This is a genomic window from Streptomyces sp. R28 (genome assembly GCF_041052385.1).
Taxonomy (GTDB): domain Bacteria; phylum Actinomycetota; class Actinomycetes; order Streptomycetales; family Streptomycetaceae; genus Streptomyces.
In genome coordinates this window covers 8,139,303-8,156,017 of sequence record NZ_CP163439.1, presented here as the reverse complement: position 1 = coordinate 8,156,017, position 16,715 = coordinate 8,139,303, and the positions used below count along the sequence as shown (strand labels likewise).

Sequence of the window (16,715 nt, the reverse complement as noted above, 5' to 3'; positions counted from 1 at the left end):
CACCATCAAGCCGATGAAGCGGCGTGGAATTCCAGCTCGACGGGCAGGTCGGTTCTGCGCTTGACCTTCAACTTCCGGAATATCTTGGTGAGATGCTGTTCCACCGTACTGACGGTGATGTGCAGCTTCCCGGATATCTCCCGGTTGGTGTAGCCGAGCGAGGCCAGCGCAGCGACCTTCCGCTCGGAGAGCGTGAGTATGTCGGCCGCCTGCCGTGCCGTGGTGCCGGGCTGCTTCCATGTCTCACCCTCGTCCGGTACGAGCATCAGCGGCTGCTCGTGGCTCGGGGCGAGTTGATCCTGCATCCGCTCGACCCGGCACTCCTTGGCGAGACGTCCGGCCCGGCGCGAGATCATCCGCGCCTTGCCGAAGTCGCCGAGCACCTGATGCGCCCTGCTGAGGTCGTACAGCGCCTGGGTGAGCGTCAGCCGGTCCCCGCTCGCCTGGAGGACCTCGACCGACTCCTTGAGGAGCCGTAGCCGCCCGCGGTGACCGATGGTCGCGGCCAGCACCCGCAGCGAGGCCCCGTGGGTCCGCGACTTGGGTGATCCGGCGAGGGCCATCTGTTCCTGGGCCAGCTGCTGGGCCCGCTCGTGGTCGCCGAGCCGGAGGTGGACCTCCGCGGAATCGCTGCGCCACGGGACGAGCGCGGGGGCGTCCAGGCCCCACGTCGTCATCAGCTCTCCGCAGTAGCGGAAGTCGGCGAGCGCGGCCTGCAGCCGGTCGGTCGCCAGGTAGTAGCGCCCTCGGGCCCGCTGGTAGGACAACCCGTACCGGGTCTGGAACATGGCCGAAGGGACCGGTTCTTTAAGGTACTTGCGAGCGCTCTCGAAGTCCCCCATGGCGGTGGCCGTGTAGAGGAGGGCCCCGAGGGGCACGCCGACGGCGACTCCCCAGCCCTGGGGGCCGATCAGATCCAGGGCACGGGCCGCGTGTCTCTCCGCGTCTGCCAGCTCGCCGTTGCGTATGGCGATCTCGGCCCGGCATGCGGAGAAGACCGCCTGCCACCAGGTGACGCCGCGGGCCTCCGCCTCGGCGAGCAGCATGTCGCACCAGCGCGCCGCCATGGGCAGCCGTTCGCCGTAGATGAGTGTCTGGAGGGCCGAGGTGATGGCCTCGAGGGAGTTGTCGGTGAGGGGGGTTCCCTGCAGGATCTGCTCGGCCACGCGGGTACACCGCCCGTCGCCGTCCCCCTGTCTGAGGACCGCGCTGAGTACGGACGCGGCCTGGTCCTGCTGGGCCGGCGGAGCGGTGGCGCCGTCGACCGACGGTGCGGGGGCGCCGTCGGTGCCGCCGGGCAGGAACTGCGGGTAGGCGTGGCTGAGCCAGTCCTTGGTGCTGCTCAGGAGGGAACCGAGAGGCTCGTTCACCGTCGGGTGCGGCCCCACCAGTTGGTCCATGGCCTCGGTGGCGTCCTCGGTCCGCCCGTGCCACATGCCGTAGCGCACGAGCATGGCCGTCTGGTCGGCGTCGAGGTGTCCGTCCCGCTGCTCCTGGAACAACGTCGTCAGATGACGGGCCGCCGCCACGGGGTCCTTGCGCCACTCGGCGCGCATCAACAGCATCCTCAGCTGGGCGCGTTGGCATGCCTCGGTGCAGACAGAGAGCGCGAACTCGATGTACCTGACGGCGGACTCTTCGTCGTCGACGGCCATCGCCTCCTCGGCCGCCCGCCGCAGGTCGGTGATGGCCCAGTCGGCCCGCACGCTCTTCGCGGCCACCAGGTGTTCTGCGACCTCGGTGGCGTCTCCGGCTCCCTGGCGCAGCAACTGTGCGGCACCTGTGTGCAGTTGGGCCAGTTCCCTGCCGGACAGGTCCGCGTACACGGCGGCACGGCCGAGCGGGTGCCGGAAGCAGTCGCCGTCCAGCAACCCCAAGGCATGCAGGGCGTGCAGCAGGCGGGTGACCTCGTCCGGGTCCCGTCCGATCAGCTTCGCGACCCGGTCCGTCGATGCCGCGGTGTCGAGCACGGCAAGGCCCTTGGCCACTTCGAGCGCGTCCGGGCCGCTGCGCTGCAGGCAGGTGAGCACGGCCTGCCGGAAGCTCTCGCCGGCCACGTGGGAGTCCTGCTCGAAGGACTCCACCGCGTCGTCGTGGTCCTCGATGAGGGCGCGAACAAGCAGTTGGTTACCGCCCGTTGCCTCATGAACCTCGGTGGCGAGGCCCCGCGCAGTCTCCCGTCCGAGGTGCTGCGTCAGCATCTCGGAGACCCCGTTCATGGACAGCGGCGAGAGCCGGATCCTACGGAAGTGCGTCTGCCGGACGAGCTCGATCCGGTACGAGGGGTGCATCGACCAGTCGTACGCCGACTCCGCGAGCAGGAGCATGGTGCGGGTCGAGCGGCTGCGGTTGGTGAGGCGCAACAGGCAGTCCATCGACGGCTCGTCGGTGTGATGCACGTCGTCGACGATCACGGCCAGGGGGGTCGTCCCGGACAGTTCGATCAGCGCGGCTGTGGCCCGGCGAACGGTCTCCAGCTCACTCTGGGCAGTGAGTATTTCCGCGATGCGTTCGGTGGAAAGGGGCGTGCAGTCGAGTAGTTGGCGCAGTACGCCGAAGGGAACCTCCCGGTCGGCGACTGTTGCGGTGGCCGAGAGGAATAAACTTCCACCGTCGGCGTTCCGGTCGACAAAGGATCGAAAAAGTTCCGTCTTACCGCTCGCGACAGCTCCGCTGACCAGCACGATCCTTCCCCGCCCCGTGGCGGTCTCCGCAAATAGCCCATCCAACATTTCGAGCTCGCGCTCGCGTTCAATCAGCACTATCTAAACGCCTTTCCCCCGTGCGCATTCCATGACATCAGGAATGAAAGTGGATTACCGTCATCGAAGGCGTGAATGATGACTCATATCCCGGAATTGCATGACTCTCATCTGATGTCAAGTCAATTACCGCCGGGCCCGGCCCCTGTATCAGTCTCATACCGGCGGACCCGTTCTCTCTTCGAACACTAGCCCCCCTCTGCGCCCCCTGTAAACCCTTACCGGAAGCTACCGGTCAGTCGAACAGCGGATTCCCCAACCATACGCCTGGCCTGCATCTGAACTCCCTTGACCGCAACTCATCGTCACTTTGAAGGCCAGAAGCTCAAATCCAGCTCAAATCAAAGTAAACTTGCAAACAGGGGCAACCCCGGCTCCACTGGCGCACCTTAGGGGCTCCAGGAGCCCGGCTAGGGGTTGACAAGGCGGACAGCAGGTCACAGGTGCCGCGAACGCCAAGATGCCGGGAGCGCTTAAGTCGCCCAGACATGGGGCGATCAGGGAATTGAGATCCCAGAACGGAAAAAACTTGCAAATCAGCCGCGAAGCGTCTCGGCAATGAGAAACGCCAGCTCCATGGCCGCATTCTCATCCGTAAGGTCGAGACGTATCCCGCCCGGGTACGTTCCAAGGCGCCGGTGAACTTCGAAGAAGCCACGCACCTCTGCGGCAACATGGAAAAGGGGGGAGTTTTCCCGCATGGGGTCGCACTGCCACACGACCTGATGACCGGACGCGGTCACCTTCTCGACGATGGGCGGCAATACGTCCCGCACTCTTCCGCTGCCCATGCCACTCATCAAGGTGACCCGGCCGGGCTGGAAATGTGGATCCAGCCGTCGAACGCACTCGACGGCTTCCTCCGGAAGAGTGTCGGGGCCGATCTCGAGGCCGAGCGGGTTGGCGACGGATTCGGCGATCGCGATGTGAGGGCCGTTCATGTTCCGGGTGCCCTCTCCCAGCCAGAGGAAATGGGACGACAGGTCCCAGGGAACGCCATCGTCGTCCTTCTCGCGGCACAGTTGCGGGCACTCGTAGTCGTGGAGCGGCAACTGACGGCCCGCGAAGATCGCCGTGGTCCGCAGCCGGGTGTCGTCGAAGTCCCAGGCGGCCATGAAGCGCATCACGCGGTCGATCCGCCGGGCGAGCTCCGCGTACCGGGCGCCCACCGCCGTGGTACGGACGAACTGCTGGTTCCACTGATGCACTTGGCGCACGTCGGCGACGGACGCCTCACGGGTCATCGCCCGCACCGTGTTCAGCATCGTCGCCGAGCCGGCATGAGTCCGCGGCAGCCCGCACGGGGCGGGGGCGTCGTCGAGGTGGGCGGGCAGCCGGCAGATCTTGGTCACCGGAACCTGGGTGCCGTAGGTCAGCACAAGCGCCGCCTGCAGGAGCGTGCGGACACCGGTCACGACGCGGGGCCCGGTGTCCCCTGCGGCCTCCGCCGCGCAGTCGCCCGCCTGCAGCACGAATGCCTCACCCCGCGCGGCTGCCGCCATCTGCTCGCAGAGCCGACGGATCTCGCCCGGCAGGACGAGCTCCGCCCACCCCTCCCGCCGGCCGCCCCGGCCGGGACCTTGCACGGATGCGGGCGTCATTGCGGAGGGTTGCCGTGCTTACGCGAAGGCAGGTCGGCGTGCTTGGTCCGGAGCATCGCCAGAGACTTGATCAGTACCTCGCGGGTCTCGGCCGGGTCGATCACGTCGTCGACCAGGCCGCGCTCGGCGGCGTAGTAGGGGTGCATCAGCTCGGCCTTGTACTCCTTGACCATGCGCGCACGCATCGCCTCGGGGTCCTCGGCGGCCGCGATCTGCTTGCGGAAGATCACGTTGGCCGCGCCCTCGGCGCCCATCACCGCGATCTCGTTCGTCGGCCAGGCATAGGTCAGGTCCGCACCGATGGACTGACTGTCCATCACGATGTACGCGCCTCCGTAGGCCTTGCGCAGGATCAGCGAAATCCTCGGCACGGTCGCGTTGCAGTACGCGTACAGCAGCTTGGCGCCGTGCCGGATGATCCCACCGTGCTCCTGGTCGACGCCCGGCAGGAATCCGGGGACATCCAGCAGGGTGACGATCGGGATGCTGAACGCGTCGCAGAACTGCACGAAGCGCGCGGCCTTCTCGGAGGCCTCGATGTCCAGGACACCGGCCAGCGACTGCGGCTGGTTGGCGACGATGCCGACGGTGTGTCCGTCCAGGCGGGCCAGCGCGCAGATGATGTTCCGCGCCCAGCGCTCGTGGACCTCCAGGTACTCGCCGTCGTCGACGAGTTCCTCGATGACCTTGGTCATGTCGTAGGGGCGGTTACCGTCGACGGGCACGAGGTCGAGCAGCGCGTCGCAGCTCCGGTCGACGGCGTCCGGGCTCGCGACGGCCGGGGGCATCTCGCGGTTGTTGGACGGCAGCAGCGAGAGCAGGTACCGGACCTCGTCGAGGCAGCTCTCCTCGTCGTCGTACGCGAAATGGCACACCCCGGAGGTCTCGGCATGCACGTCGGCGCCGCCCAGACCGTTCTGGGAGATCTCCTCGCCCGTCACCGCGCGGACCACGTCCGGCCCCGTGATGAACATCTGCGAGGTCTCTCGCACCATGAACACGAAATCCGTCAGCGCCGGCGAGTACGCCGCACCGCCCGCGCACGGGCCCAGCATCACACTGATCTGCGGGATCACACCCGAGGCCTTGGTGTTGCGCTGGAAGATGCCGCCGTAACCGGCCAGCGCCGAGACGCCCTCCTGGATACGGGCGCCCGCGCCGTCGTTCAACGAGACCAGGGGGGCACCGGCCGCCATGGCCATGTCCATGATCTTGTGGATCTTGGTCGCGTGCGCCTCGCCCAGCGCACCGCCGAAGATCCGGAAGTCATGCGCGTACACGAAGACCGTCCGGCCCTCCACCGTCCCCCAACCGGTGATCACACCGTCCGTGTACGGCTTCTTCGCCTCCAGACCGAAACCCGTGGCCCGGTGCCGGCGCAACTGCTCGACCTCGCTGAACGACCCCGGGTCGAGAAGCAGCTCGATCCGTTCGCGTGCCGTCAGCTTGCCTTTGGCGTGCTGCGCCTCGGTCGCCTTCTCGCCGGGCCCGTTGATGGCCTGCTCCCGCATCCCCATCAGTTCGGCCACACGGCCGCGGGCATCGGACGCCGACAGGCCGGCGGGGCGCTCGTGCAGGACGGTCATCTCACACCACTCCAACTCTGTGGGGGTTCGCTGAGCAGCCTCAAGTCATGCAGGGGGTGTCACACGGGAACGGCCGCCGGCAGGACCGGCACCAGTCGGCCGGGCTCGCCCGGACGGCGACGCCACTCACGGGGATAGCCGAGAGAGACCTCCTGGTGCGGTACGCCGTCGCACCGGATCACCCGCGGAATGTGCAGATGTCCGTAGACCACGGCCCTGGCACGGAAGCGCCGGTGCCAGTCGTGCGTGGCCGTCGTCCCGCACCACAGCGCGAACTCCTGGCGCCACAGGATCCGGGTGGGTTCGCGCACCAGAGGGAAGTGGTTGACAAGGACGGTGGGCAGATCCGCCGGCAGCGCCTCCAGCCGGGCCTCGGTCGCCCGCACCCGGGCGCGGCACCACGCCTCCCTGCTCGGGTAGGGGTCGGGGTGCAGCAGGAACTCGTCGCTGCAGACCACTCCGGCCCGCTCTGCCAGTTCCAGCGCCGCCGCCTTGGAGTACGTCCCGGCGGGCCGGAAGGTGTAGTCGTACAGCAGGAACAGTGGGGCGACCGCGGCCGGGCCGCCCTCTCCCTGCCAGATCGGATAGGGGTCCTCGGGTGTGGCCACGCCGAGTCCGCGGCAGAGGTCGACGAGGTGGAGATAGCGCTGCTCCCCGCGGAGTTGGACCGGATCGTCGGGTGCCGTCCACAGTTCGTGGTTGCCCGGTGCCCACACCACTTTGGCGAACCGGTCGCGCAAGGTGCGCAGCGCCCACTCGATATCGGAGACGCGCTCGCCGATGTCGCCCGCGACGATCAGCCAGTCCTGGTCGGATCCGGGCCGCAGGGCGTCGACGATCGCCCTGTTCTCGTCGTAGCGGATGTGGAGGTCGCTGATCGCGACCAGGCTGCCCGGTCGTGGGTCAGGCACCGCCCACCCCGCTGTCCGCGCGCGCCTGTTCGGCCAGTTCTGCCACCCTGGCCAGGGTGGGGCCTGCGATGATCTCCGGCAGCCGGGCCATGAAGTCCTTCTCCCGCTCGATGCCCACGACGTCCGCGCTGACTGCGGCCAGCATCGCGAGGAGCGTGGCGGAGTTGCCGCCGAGCCGGTGGAAGTCCGCGTCCGCGCCGAGCAGGTCGACGTCCACCGCAAGGACCCGGGCCCAGATCTTGGCCACCGCGTCCTCGGCCTCGCTGCGCGTCGTGGGACCCGCCGTCGCGGAGGCGGCCGCCGGTCCCTCGAAGGGCACGGGCAGCGCCGAGACCTCGACCTTCTCGTTGACGGTGCGGGGCAGGTCGGGGACGACGAACGTCGCGGTGGGCACCATGTAGCGCGGCAGGCGCTCCCTGACGTGTGCGGTGAGCTCCTCGACGGTCGCCTCGCCGCGCAGCACGACGTAGGCGCACAGGACCTTGTCCCGCGTGCCCGGCTTGACCAGGCCGGTCACGAACGCCGTGGCCACCGCGGGGTGTTCCTCCAGGGTCCGGGCGATCTCGGCGGGTTCGATGCGGTAGCCGAGCACCTTCACCTGCTCGTCGTTGCGACCTACGGACTCCAGCTCGCCCGACGGGAGCATGCGGGCCAGGTCGCCGCTGCGGTAGACGCGGGTGCCGTCGGCCAGGGCCGTGAACCGTTCGCGGTCGAGGTCGGGGCGGCCGCGGTAGCCCCGCGCCAGCTGGTCGCCGGCCAGGTGCATCTCCCCCACCTCGCCCGGGGCGACGAAGCCGCCGTCGCCGTCGAGCAGATGGATCCGGGTGTTGTCGGTGGGCACGCCGATGGGCACGGAGGGCCGTCCGGCGTCGCGCTCCGCGTCGTAGCGCCGCGTCATGCAGCCGATGGTCGTCTCGGTGGGCCCGTACTCGTTGAAGATCCCGCAGTCCGGCCCGAAGAGCCGCTGGGCGCGGTCCGCGACCGAGGTCCGCAGCAGCTCGCCGCCCGCGATGACGGAGCGGAATCCGCTCGGGGCGAGATCGAAGCGGCTGATGAGGTCGAGGTGGGTGGGGGTGAGCTTGAGCGCGTTGGCACCCGAGTTCTCCAGCATGTCCCGCAGGACCACATGGTTGGGCTCGTCCGGCACCAGCGCGATCGAACCGCCCGCGAGGAGCGGCAGGAAGAGCGCCGTGTTGGACAGGTCGAAGGCGAGCGAGGTGAACAGCGGGAACCGGGAGGTCGCGTCCACGCCGTAGACCCGGGTCGCCCAGCTGACGAAGGTGGTCAGCTGGCGGTGCTCGATCTCGACGCCCTTGGGGCGGCCGGTCGACCCCGATGTGTAGATCACGTACGCGAGGTCCTCGGGCCGCACGTCGACGCCGGACGGCCTGCGCGTGGACTCCGCGAGGTCCTCGAGCAGCACCGTCTGCGCTCCGGCCGGCCCGGTGAACTCCCGGTCGGCGTAGACGCGTTCGGTCAGGCAGACCGTCACCCCGGCGTCCGTCACCAGGTCGGCGAGCCGGTGGTCGGGCTGCTGCGGGTCGAGCGGCAGATACGCCGCGCCGGCCTTGAGCACGCCCCAGATGGCGGCCATGCCCGCGACCGTGCGGCCCGCGAGGAGTCCCACGAGGGTGTCGCGGCCGACACCGCGGTCGAGCAGCTCGGCCGCGACGGCGTCCGCCCGCGCGCTCAACTGACGGAACGTCACATCCCCTTCGGGGCCGGTCAGCGCGATCGCCTCCGGGGCCCGGTCGGCCTGCTCCTGGAACTGCTGGACCACCGTGCCGGGGTGGGCGAGGGGACGTGCGGTGTCGTTGGCGCCCCACTCGCGGCGGTCGCGCGGGGACAGGGCTTCCTCGATCCGGTCGAGCAGCGCCTCGGCCCGCTCGGGGGTCTGCGGGCCGTCGTACCAGCCGATGGTGATCTCCGTTCGCCCGCCGCACTCCACCGCGTTGATCTCGGGCGGGCCGAGAGGCCCGGCGTTGGGCAGCGAGTACACCGTCGTGGCGTGGAACGTGTCCGTGCTGAAGCCGGCCAGGTCCACCTTGCCGACGTGTGACAGCGTTGCCAGGCTGCTGTAGCGGTCGTGCTGTGCGGAGAACGCGTCGAGTCCCATGATCTGCCGGCTCAGCACGGTCAGGTCCTGGGTGGGCAGCGTCGGGTCGACACGGGCCGCGAGGTCCTGGCGACCGGCGAGGATCGACAGGAGCTGCTCGTGCGCCTGCTCCCAACTGGAGCCCGCGCGCACCTCGTACAGCGGGTTGTTGGTGAGGTTGCCGGTCGAGCGGACGCCGGGCAGGTACCTGCGCAGGTCGACCGGGACGAGGAAGCGTCCGGTGCTCAGCCCGCAGGCCTGGGTGACGGCCAGCGCGATCTTCGCCACCAGCGCCGGGTGCGTGCCGTCGACGGTGCGCCGCCGCCAGAAGAAGGCGTGCTGTCCCTGAGGGCGGGAGCCGAGCGACGACGGCCAGTCGAGATCGGGCTCGATGTCGCGGCTCTCGGGGGCGCCGACCTGCTCGATCAGCTCGGACTCCGTGATGCGCGAGGGGGCGCCGAGCGGTTCCTCGCCGCGCAGCACGCGGAAGACGTCGTCGGCCCAGGCGCGCACGCCCTGGCCGTCCATGACGGCGTGGAAGGCCCGCAGGACCAGCGTGTCCGACGTGTCACCCGGCTGCAGCAGGATCTCGCAGGTGGGGCCTCCGTCGCGGCCCATGAGCGGGCTGTGCAGCCGCTCGGTGCCCGCGAAGGTGCGCGGGTCGAGGGAGTTGTCGGGCAGCACCCGAACGGCCGGGGCCGTGCCGCTGTCCACCCATGTCATGCCCTGCCGGGTCAACCGCGCCCCGGGACAGGCCCGGGACGCGATCTCCACCGCGCGGGTCAGCCCGTCGGGATCGATGTGTCCCGCGCCCTCGATCACGATCTGGATGACGCCGGGAACCGAGTCGGGGTAGACCAGGAACCATGTCTCCGTGGGTGAGACAGGTCGGCTGTAGGTGCTGTCGTCCTCACCCGCGGACATGGGGTACCTCGATTCGATTCGATCGGTCGTTGGTGCGTTCGCGCGCGGTCGGGGCGGTGGTCAGGCGGCGCCGAGGACCTGACCGTCCCGTTGCCGCATGGCGCGGGACCTGCGGAAGTCCAGGTGCACGAAGACGCGTTGCAGCCAGCGGTCCCGGCCGTCGTACCGCGGCTGGAAGGCATTGCGCCCGTGCAGGGCGAGTCGGTTGTCCACGAACGCGAGGTCACCGGGGCGCATGATCAGCGTGTGGGCAATCTGCTCGATGACCGACTCGAGTTGCGCCATCGCCTCGCCGGCCTCGTCGTCGACCGGGAGCGTGCTGCTGAAGTCCACCTTCAGATTGGGGTCCTCGACACTTCCGCTGAGGATTCCGTGCGGCTCCTGCATTTCGTCCTCCAGCTCGAAGGACGCGGGCGCGACGGTGACGAAGCGGGGCTGGTGGAGGATTTCCCTGACGCGGTCGGACAGCAGCGGGATCGCGTTGCGCACGGAGGCCACCCGTAGCCCCGCGATGTTCTCGTGGTCGTTGCGCAGGCACATCAGGCCGACCAGGTCGGGCTTGTGCTCGTGAAACGCGTTCTCCGTATGCATGTTGAGCTTGATGGAGCCCGCGTTTCCCTGGAACTCCTCCATTCCGGGAACCGGCACCACGTCCTGGACGAGCGCGCCCGACTTCTCCTTGTCGAACGCGACCACCTCACCCATCGCCATGGCGATGAGGACGAGCGCGGCGGCCGACGTGCTGCTCTCGCGCTGCACCGACCCGCGGACCGCCGGGGTGTCGGGCACCGTCTCGGGGTCCACCGGCAGATTGCGGACCAGCAGCATGGCCTCGCGACCGGAATTCCAGGTGAATTGGCGCAACGCCTGCCGCAGACGCGGCGGCACCATGCAGGAGAGACCTCTGGCTTTCGCTATCCAGCGTGGGTCGTCGACCAGTTGGGGTTCGGTGTCCCGCAACTGGACGGAAAGGGCCGTGAGTTCATCCCTTTCCGGGCCGTCGAGGGAGATCTGGGCATCATCGCCGATTTTCGGCCTTGCTTCGACAGGCATAGTCAACCATTCGTTTGCAGAGTTGATGCGAACTACGGGTCCGCCAAGTCGACTCCAGTCCGGAGACTATGAATCGAGCCAAACTCGCGGCAACCCCTAACCACCGCCGCCGACCCCTGTACGGGGTGCGGCGGCGGGCCCGCTCAGCAGCCCTCGCTCCTGAGCCATTCCTGCATCTGCCGGGCGACGTCCGCCGCGTGGTCGCCGATCAGGGTGAAGTGGTCACCCGGTGCGTCGACGGCCGTGTGCGGCAGGGGCCAGAAAGCGCGCCAGTCGCCCTCCCCCGTCCACTCGCGCAGGGGGGTACTCGCCCGCATGAGGAGCGTGGGCACCTCGACCGGCTGCGGCGCCACGCCGTGCAGGAGCGGCAGATACGCAGCCCACGCGGTGGTGCGGAAGTCGTCCATCGGCGTGTAGGCGCTGTCCCGTTCGAGCATTCCGTCCAGGAGCTCGGGGACCCACTGCGCCATCACTTCGCTCTCCGTGGGATAGCTGTCCAGGAGCACGACGGCGGCGGGCGGGCGGCCCTGCCCGGCCAGCTCGTGTGCGAGGGAGTTGGCCAGCTGTGCGCCGCCCGAGTGGCCGGTCAGGACGAACGGCCCGTCCCCCGCGGTGCGCAGGACCGAGGCGGCGTGCGTACGCATCAGGACGTCGAAGGAAGCGGGCAGCGTCTCGCCGTCGGCGAAGCCCGGGTGCGGCAGCGCGTACACACTGCGCGACCCGCGGAATCCGGCCGCGAGCCTCGCGTACTCGTGCGCTCCGGAGAGCATCGACATCGTGCAGCAGCAGAAGAGCGGGGGCAGTTCCTCGCCGGACCCGCCCCGCCGGCCGCCGGACGCATCCCGTCCCCTGCCCGACGCCAGGCGGACGACGGAGGCGGGCCGGGGCAGCTCGGCCGGGTCCGTGTAGACCGGGCGGAACTCGGCGAGTCGCAGCAGGGCCTTCGCGTACTCCGTGGACTCCCCCAGGGAGCGGGTGTGTCGGAACAGCGGACCAAGGATGCCGCCGCTGTTCCCGGCCGCCGGGCCGGCGGTGGCCGGGGGGACGGTGGGCGATGTGCCCGCGGCCCCGCCGTCGCCCCCGGTGTTGCCGTCGGCGAGCAGGGCCGACAGGTGCCGGGCCAGCTCGGACGGCGTGGGGTGGTCGAAGAGAAGCGTGCCGGAGAGGCCGTCGAGGCCGATCCCCGCCTGCAGGCTGTCGCGCAGCTCCAGCGCCGTCAGCGAATCGAAACCCTGCTCAAGGAAGTCCCGGTCGAGGTCGACGGAGCCGGCCGACGCATGACCGAGCACCGACGCCGCACGGCCACGCACCAGTTCGAGCAGCAGCTGATAACGGTCGGGCGCCGAGCAGCTCTCCAACCGGGCGGCCAGGGCGGCCGGAGACTCACCCGGCTGGGCCTCCGCCACGGGGGCGGCGAGCACCGCGCGCGCCTCGGGGATTCCGGTCAGCAGCGCGCTGCGCCGGGCGATGGTGAAGGCGGGCGTGAACCGCGCCCAGTCGATGTCGGCGATGGCCACGCAGGTGTCGTCGTGGTCCAGCGCCTGCTGGAGGGCGAGCACGGCCCGGCCGGGGCGCAACGGCCGGACGCCGCGGCGGCGCAACTGCTCGTCGCCGGCCCCCGGGACCGCGCCGGCCCACGGCACCCAGGCGATGGAGGTGCCGGGCAGGCCTCGCTGCCTGCGCGCCTCCACGATCGCGTCCATGGCGGCACCGACCGCCGCGTGGACGGCGAAGCCGCCGCTGCCCCAGGTGGCCGCGGTGGAGGAGAACACCACGAAGGCCTCGAGCTCCGGAGCGGTGAGCGCCCCGTCGAGAATCCGGGCCAGTCCGGTCTCCGCGCGCACGGCCCGCGCCAGCTCGGCGGGCTCGGTCTCGGCCAGCGGGACGCCCACCGCCGTCGGCTGCGCGATGTGCACGAGGGCGGTGACATGGCTCAGACGCGCGAGCTGGCCGATCCGGACGGCCAGGTCGGGGCAGTCCGCCACGTGGTCGGGCAGCACGGTCACCTTGGCGCCCGCGGCGGTCACCCGCTCCTGAACGACCGCCGCCTGCTCGGCGTCGGCACCGGCGAGGACCACGTGGTCGGCGCCCTCCTCGGCCAGCCAGCCGGCCACGTGTGCGCCGCGTTCGCCCACCGCGCCGGTCAGCAGGACGGTGCCGTGCGGGGTCCAGCGGCGCACCGGCTCCCGGTCCTCGGGGCGGGCGCGGACCAGACGGCGCCCCAGGACGCCCGAGGCGCGTACGGCGAGCTGGTCCTCGTGGTCCCCGGCGCCGAGCACCCGCACGAGGCGGGTCAGGGCGCTCTCGTCGAGGGTGCCGGGCAGGTCGACGACGCCGCCCCACCGTTCGGGGTGCTCCAGCGCCACGACCCGTGCCAGGCCCCAGAGTTGAGCGGCCACCGGGTCCGGGGCGGGGTCGGCGTCCTCGGCGTGCACGGCACCCGAGGTCAGGCACCACAGGGGCGCGGAGATGCCGTTGTCACCCAGTGCCTGCAACAGGGCGGCCGTCGCCGCCAGCGCGCCGTCGGAGCAGTTCCCGTCCGCGGGGGCGGCCAGCGCCTCCAGGGACAGCACGCCCGCCATCGGCGGCAGCGCGGGGTCCGGCCACAGCCGGTTCACCGCGTCGGCGAGGGTATCCCGGTCCGCGCCCGCGAGGGGGACGCGCAGCACCGTGGCCCCGTGTGCGCGCAGCGTCCGCGCCACCTCGGCGGCGGCGATCGTGTCCGGGCCGACGACCAGCCAACTGCCCGACACCGACGGGGAGTCGGGGGGCGTGACCGGCTCCCAGGTCGTCCGGTAGCGCCAGTCGCCGATCAGGGTGTCGCGCGTGTAGCGCTTGCGGTACGCGGCCAGGGCCGGAAGGACCGTGCGCAGCGCGGCCTCGTCCTCCTCCGGCGCGTCCAGGAGCCGCGCCACCGCGGCGGTCCCGCCGTGTTCCACCGCGCTCCAGAAGCCGCCGTCCTCGGCAGCGGGTTCCGGCGCGTCGGCGCGGGCCGCGGGGGGCGCAGGCCAGTACCGCTGCCGCTGGAAGGCGTACGTCGGCAGGTCGATGCGGTGCGCGCCCCGGCCCGCGAACACCGCGTCCCAGTCGAGGGGCCGGCCCTGCACATGGAGCTCGGCGAGCAGGTGGAAGAGCGCCTGTGCCGCCGGCCGGTCGCGTCGCTGCGCGGCGGCGAGCAGCGGCTGGCGGACATCGGTCCGGTCGGCGAGGCAGCCCCGGGCGAGTGCGGTCAGCACCCCGTCGGGCCCGAGCTCCACGAACGTGGAGACGTTGTCGTCGCTCAGCCGCCGGACGGCGTCGGCGAAGCGGACGGTCTCCCTGACCTGCCGGGTCCAGTGGTCGGCGGAGACCGCCTGCTCCTCGGTGAGCCGTTCGCCGGTCAGCGCGCTGACGACGTCGATCTGCGGCCGACGGAACGTCAGGCCGTCGGCGACGGACCTGAACTCGTCCAGCATCGCGTCCATGTGGGCCGAGTGGAAGGCGTGGCTGGTCCGCAGCTCCTTGTGCCTGCGGCCGCGCGCCGCCCACAGTGCCGCGACCTCGTCGACCGACTCGCGGTCGCCGGAGACGACGACGGCCGCGGGGCCGTTGACCGCGGCGATCGACAGGGCGGCGTCGGGGCGGCCCGCCAGCGAGCCCCGCACCCGCTCCAGCGACTCCCGCACCTCCTGCTCCGACGCCTCGACGGAGACCATGCGGCCGCCCGCGGGCATCGCCTGCATCAGCCGGCCACGCGCCGCGACCAGCGTGCAGGCGTCCTCCAGGGTCAGGACGCCCGCGACGTGCGCGGCGGCGAGCTCTCCCACCGAGTGACCGGCCACCGCGTCCGGGCGCACCCCCCATGACTCCAGGAGCCGGTGGAGGGCCACTTCGAAGGCGAACAGCGCGGGCTGGGCGTACTCGGTCCGGTCCAGCAGGTCCGCGTCGGTGCCGGACATCACCGCGCGCAGCGGCGTCCGCAGATGCGGGTCGAACCGGGCGCAGGCGGCGTCCAGGGCGTCTGCGAAGGCGGGGAACAGCGCGTGGAGTTCCTCGCCCATGCCGAGGCGCTGGCTGCCCTGCCCGGTGAACAGGAAGGCGGTACCGCCCGCGACGCGCACCGCGCCGCGGACCACACCCGAGCCCGGCTCGTCCGCGGCCAGCGCCGTGAGCCCCCGCAGCAGGCCGACGTGGTCGCCCGCCAGGAGCACCGCGCGGCGGTCCAGGGCCGCGCGGGACACGGCGAGCGTCCGCCCGAGATCCGTCAGCGGCACGTCCGGGGTGTCGCGCAGCCGGTCGAGGAGCCGGGCGGCCTGTCCGCGCAGCGCCTCGTCCGTGCGTCCGGAGACCAGGAGCGGCACGACGGGCAGCGGGGCGCCCGTGGCCCCGGCGTCGACCGGGTCCGTCGTGGGCTCGGCGTGCGGGGCCTGTTCGAGAATCAGGTGAGCGTTGGTGCCGCTCAGCCCGAAGGCGGAGACCCCGGCCCGCCGCGGCCGCCCGGTGTCCGGCCAGGCGACGGCCTCGGTCAGCAGTGACACGGCGCCGCTCGACCAGTCGACGTGCGGGGTCGGCTCGTCGACGTGCAGGGTGCGCGGCAGCACGCCGTGGCCGAGTGCGAGGACCGTCTTGATCGCGCCGATCACCCCGGCCGCGGCCTGTGTGTGGCCGATGTTCGACTTGACCGTGCCGAGCAGCAACGGCTGCCCGGCGGACCGCTGGCGACCGTACGTCGCAAGGAGCGCCTGGGCCTCGATCGGGTCGCCCAGCGTCGTGCCCGTGCCGTGCGCCTCCACCGCGTCGACGTCGGCGGGTGTCAGCCCGGCGTCGGCGAGGGCCTGGCCGATCACCCTGCGCTGGGCCGGGCCGCTGGGCGCGGTGAGGCCGTTGCTCGCGCCGTCCTGGTTGACGGCGCTGCCCCGCACCACGGCCAGGACCTGGTGGCCGTTGCGTCGCGCGTCGGACAGCCGCTCCAGCAGCAGTACGCCCACGCCCTCGCCCCAGCCGGTGCCGTCGGCGGCAGCCGCGAACGACTTGCACCTGCCGTTGCCGGCCAGCCCTCCCTGCTTGCTGAACTCGACGAACGCGCCGGGGGACGCCATGACCGTCACGCCGCCCGCGAGCGCCAGCGAGCACTCGCCGCCGCGCAGCGAGCGGACGGCCATGTGGAGCGCCACCAGCGACGAGGAGCAGGCGGTGTCCACGGTCACCGCCGGTCCCTCCAGGCCGAAGCTGTAGGAGAGCCGGCCCGACAGGACGCTGCCCGCGCTGCCGGTGAGCAGGAAGCTCTCGCTGCCCTCGGCATCGCCGTACATGCCCGCGCTGTATCCCGACGAGGAGGCGCCCACGAACACCCCTGTGTCGGTGCCCCGTACGGACGTGGGGTCGACCCCGGCCCTTTCGAGCACCTCCCAGGCGGCTTCGAGGAGGAGCCGCTGCTGCGGGTCCATCGCCAGCGCCTCGCGGGGGCTGATGCCGAAGAGCACCGGGTCGAAGGCGTCGGCGTGGTGGACGAAGCCGCCCTCCGGGGTGATGCCCGAATCCCCGAGGCCGCGCAGCCCGCCCATGTCCCAGCCGCGCCCGTCGGGGAAGCCCGACATGGCGTCCTCGCCGTCCAGGACGAGCCGCCAGAGGTCCTCCGGTGACCGGACGCCGCCCGGCAGGCGGCAGCTCATCGCCACGACGGCGATGGGCTCGGTGCGTTCGTCGACGAGGCGCTGGTGCTGTTGACGCAGCCGCTCGTTCTCCACGAGAGACGTCCTCAGTGCCTGGACGATCTCTTCGACCTGCGTCCCCATCATGTGCTC

Annotated in this window: 7 protein-coding genes; all 7 read right to left on the bottom strand. The window is 71.1% G+C overall.

What is annotated here, in order from left to right; all coding sequences use genetic code 11:
- Positions 1-5 precede the first annotated feature (5 nt).
- Positions 6-2,762 carry an AAA family ATPase gene (locus AB5J49_RS35750; RefSeq protein WP_369172985.1) on the bottom strand — a complete coding sequence of 919 codons (2,757 nt, stop codon included), beginning with the start codon at positions 2,760-2,762 and terminating at the stop codon, positions 6-8.
- Positions 2,763-3,298: 536 nt separating this feature from the next.
- On the bottom strand, positions 3,299-4,363 hold the full coding sequence (locus tag AB5J49_RS35745; RefSeq protein ID WP_369172984.1) for a 3-deoxy-7-phosphoheptulonate synthase: 1,065 nt from the start codon (positions 4,361-4,363) through the stop codon (positions 3,299-3,301).
- Positions 4,360-5,949 carry an acyl-CoA carboxylase subunit beta gene (locus AB5J49_RS35740; RefSeq protein WP_369172983.1) on the bottom strand — a complete coding sequence of 530 codons (1,590 nt, stop codon included), beginning with the start codon at positions 5,947-5,949 and terminating at the stop codon, positions 4,360-4,362. Before AB5J49_RS35740 ends, AB5J49_RS35745 begins: the two co-directional genes overlap by 4 nt.
- 59 nt (positions 5,950-6,008) lie before the next feature.
- The gene (locus AB5J49_RS35735) at positions 6,009-6,860 is read right to left on the bottom strand and encodes a metallophosphoesterase (RefSeq protein WP_369172982.1); all 852 of its coding nucleotides are present in this window, start codon (positions 6,858-6,860) and stop codon (positions 6,009-6,011) included.
- Positions 6,853-9,879, bottom strand: a complete 3,027-nt coding sequence (locus AB5J49_RS35730) for an amino acid adenylation domain-containing protein (RefSeq protein WP_369172981.1) — start codon at positions 9,877-9,879, stop codon at positions 6,853-6,855. Before AB5J49_RS35730 ends, AB5J49_RS35735 begins: the two co-directional genes overlap by 8 nt.
- A 60-nt stretch (positions 9,880-9,939) precedes the next feature.
- Positions 9,940-10,770 carry a TauD/TfdA family dioxygenase gene (locus tag AB5J49_RS35725; protein ID WP_369172980.1) on the bottom strand — a complete coding sequence of 277 codons (831 nt, stop codon included), beginning with the start codon at positions 10,768-10,770 and terminating at the stop codon, positions 9,940-9,942.
- 305 nt (positions 10,771-11,075) lie between these two features.
- Positions 11,076-16,709: a type I polyketide synthase gene (locus AB5J49_RS35720; protein ID WP_369172979.1), complete on the bottom strand. Its 5,634-nt coding sequence runs from the start codon at positions 16,707-16,709 to the stop codon at positions 11,076-11,078.
- Positions 16,710-16,715 lie beyond the last annotated feature (6 nt).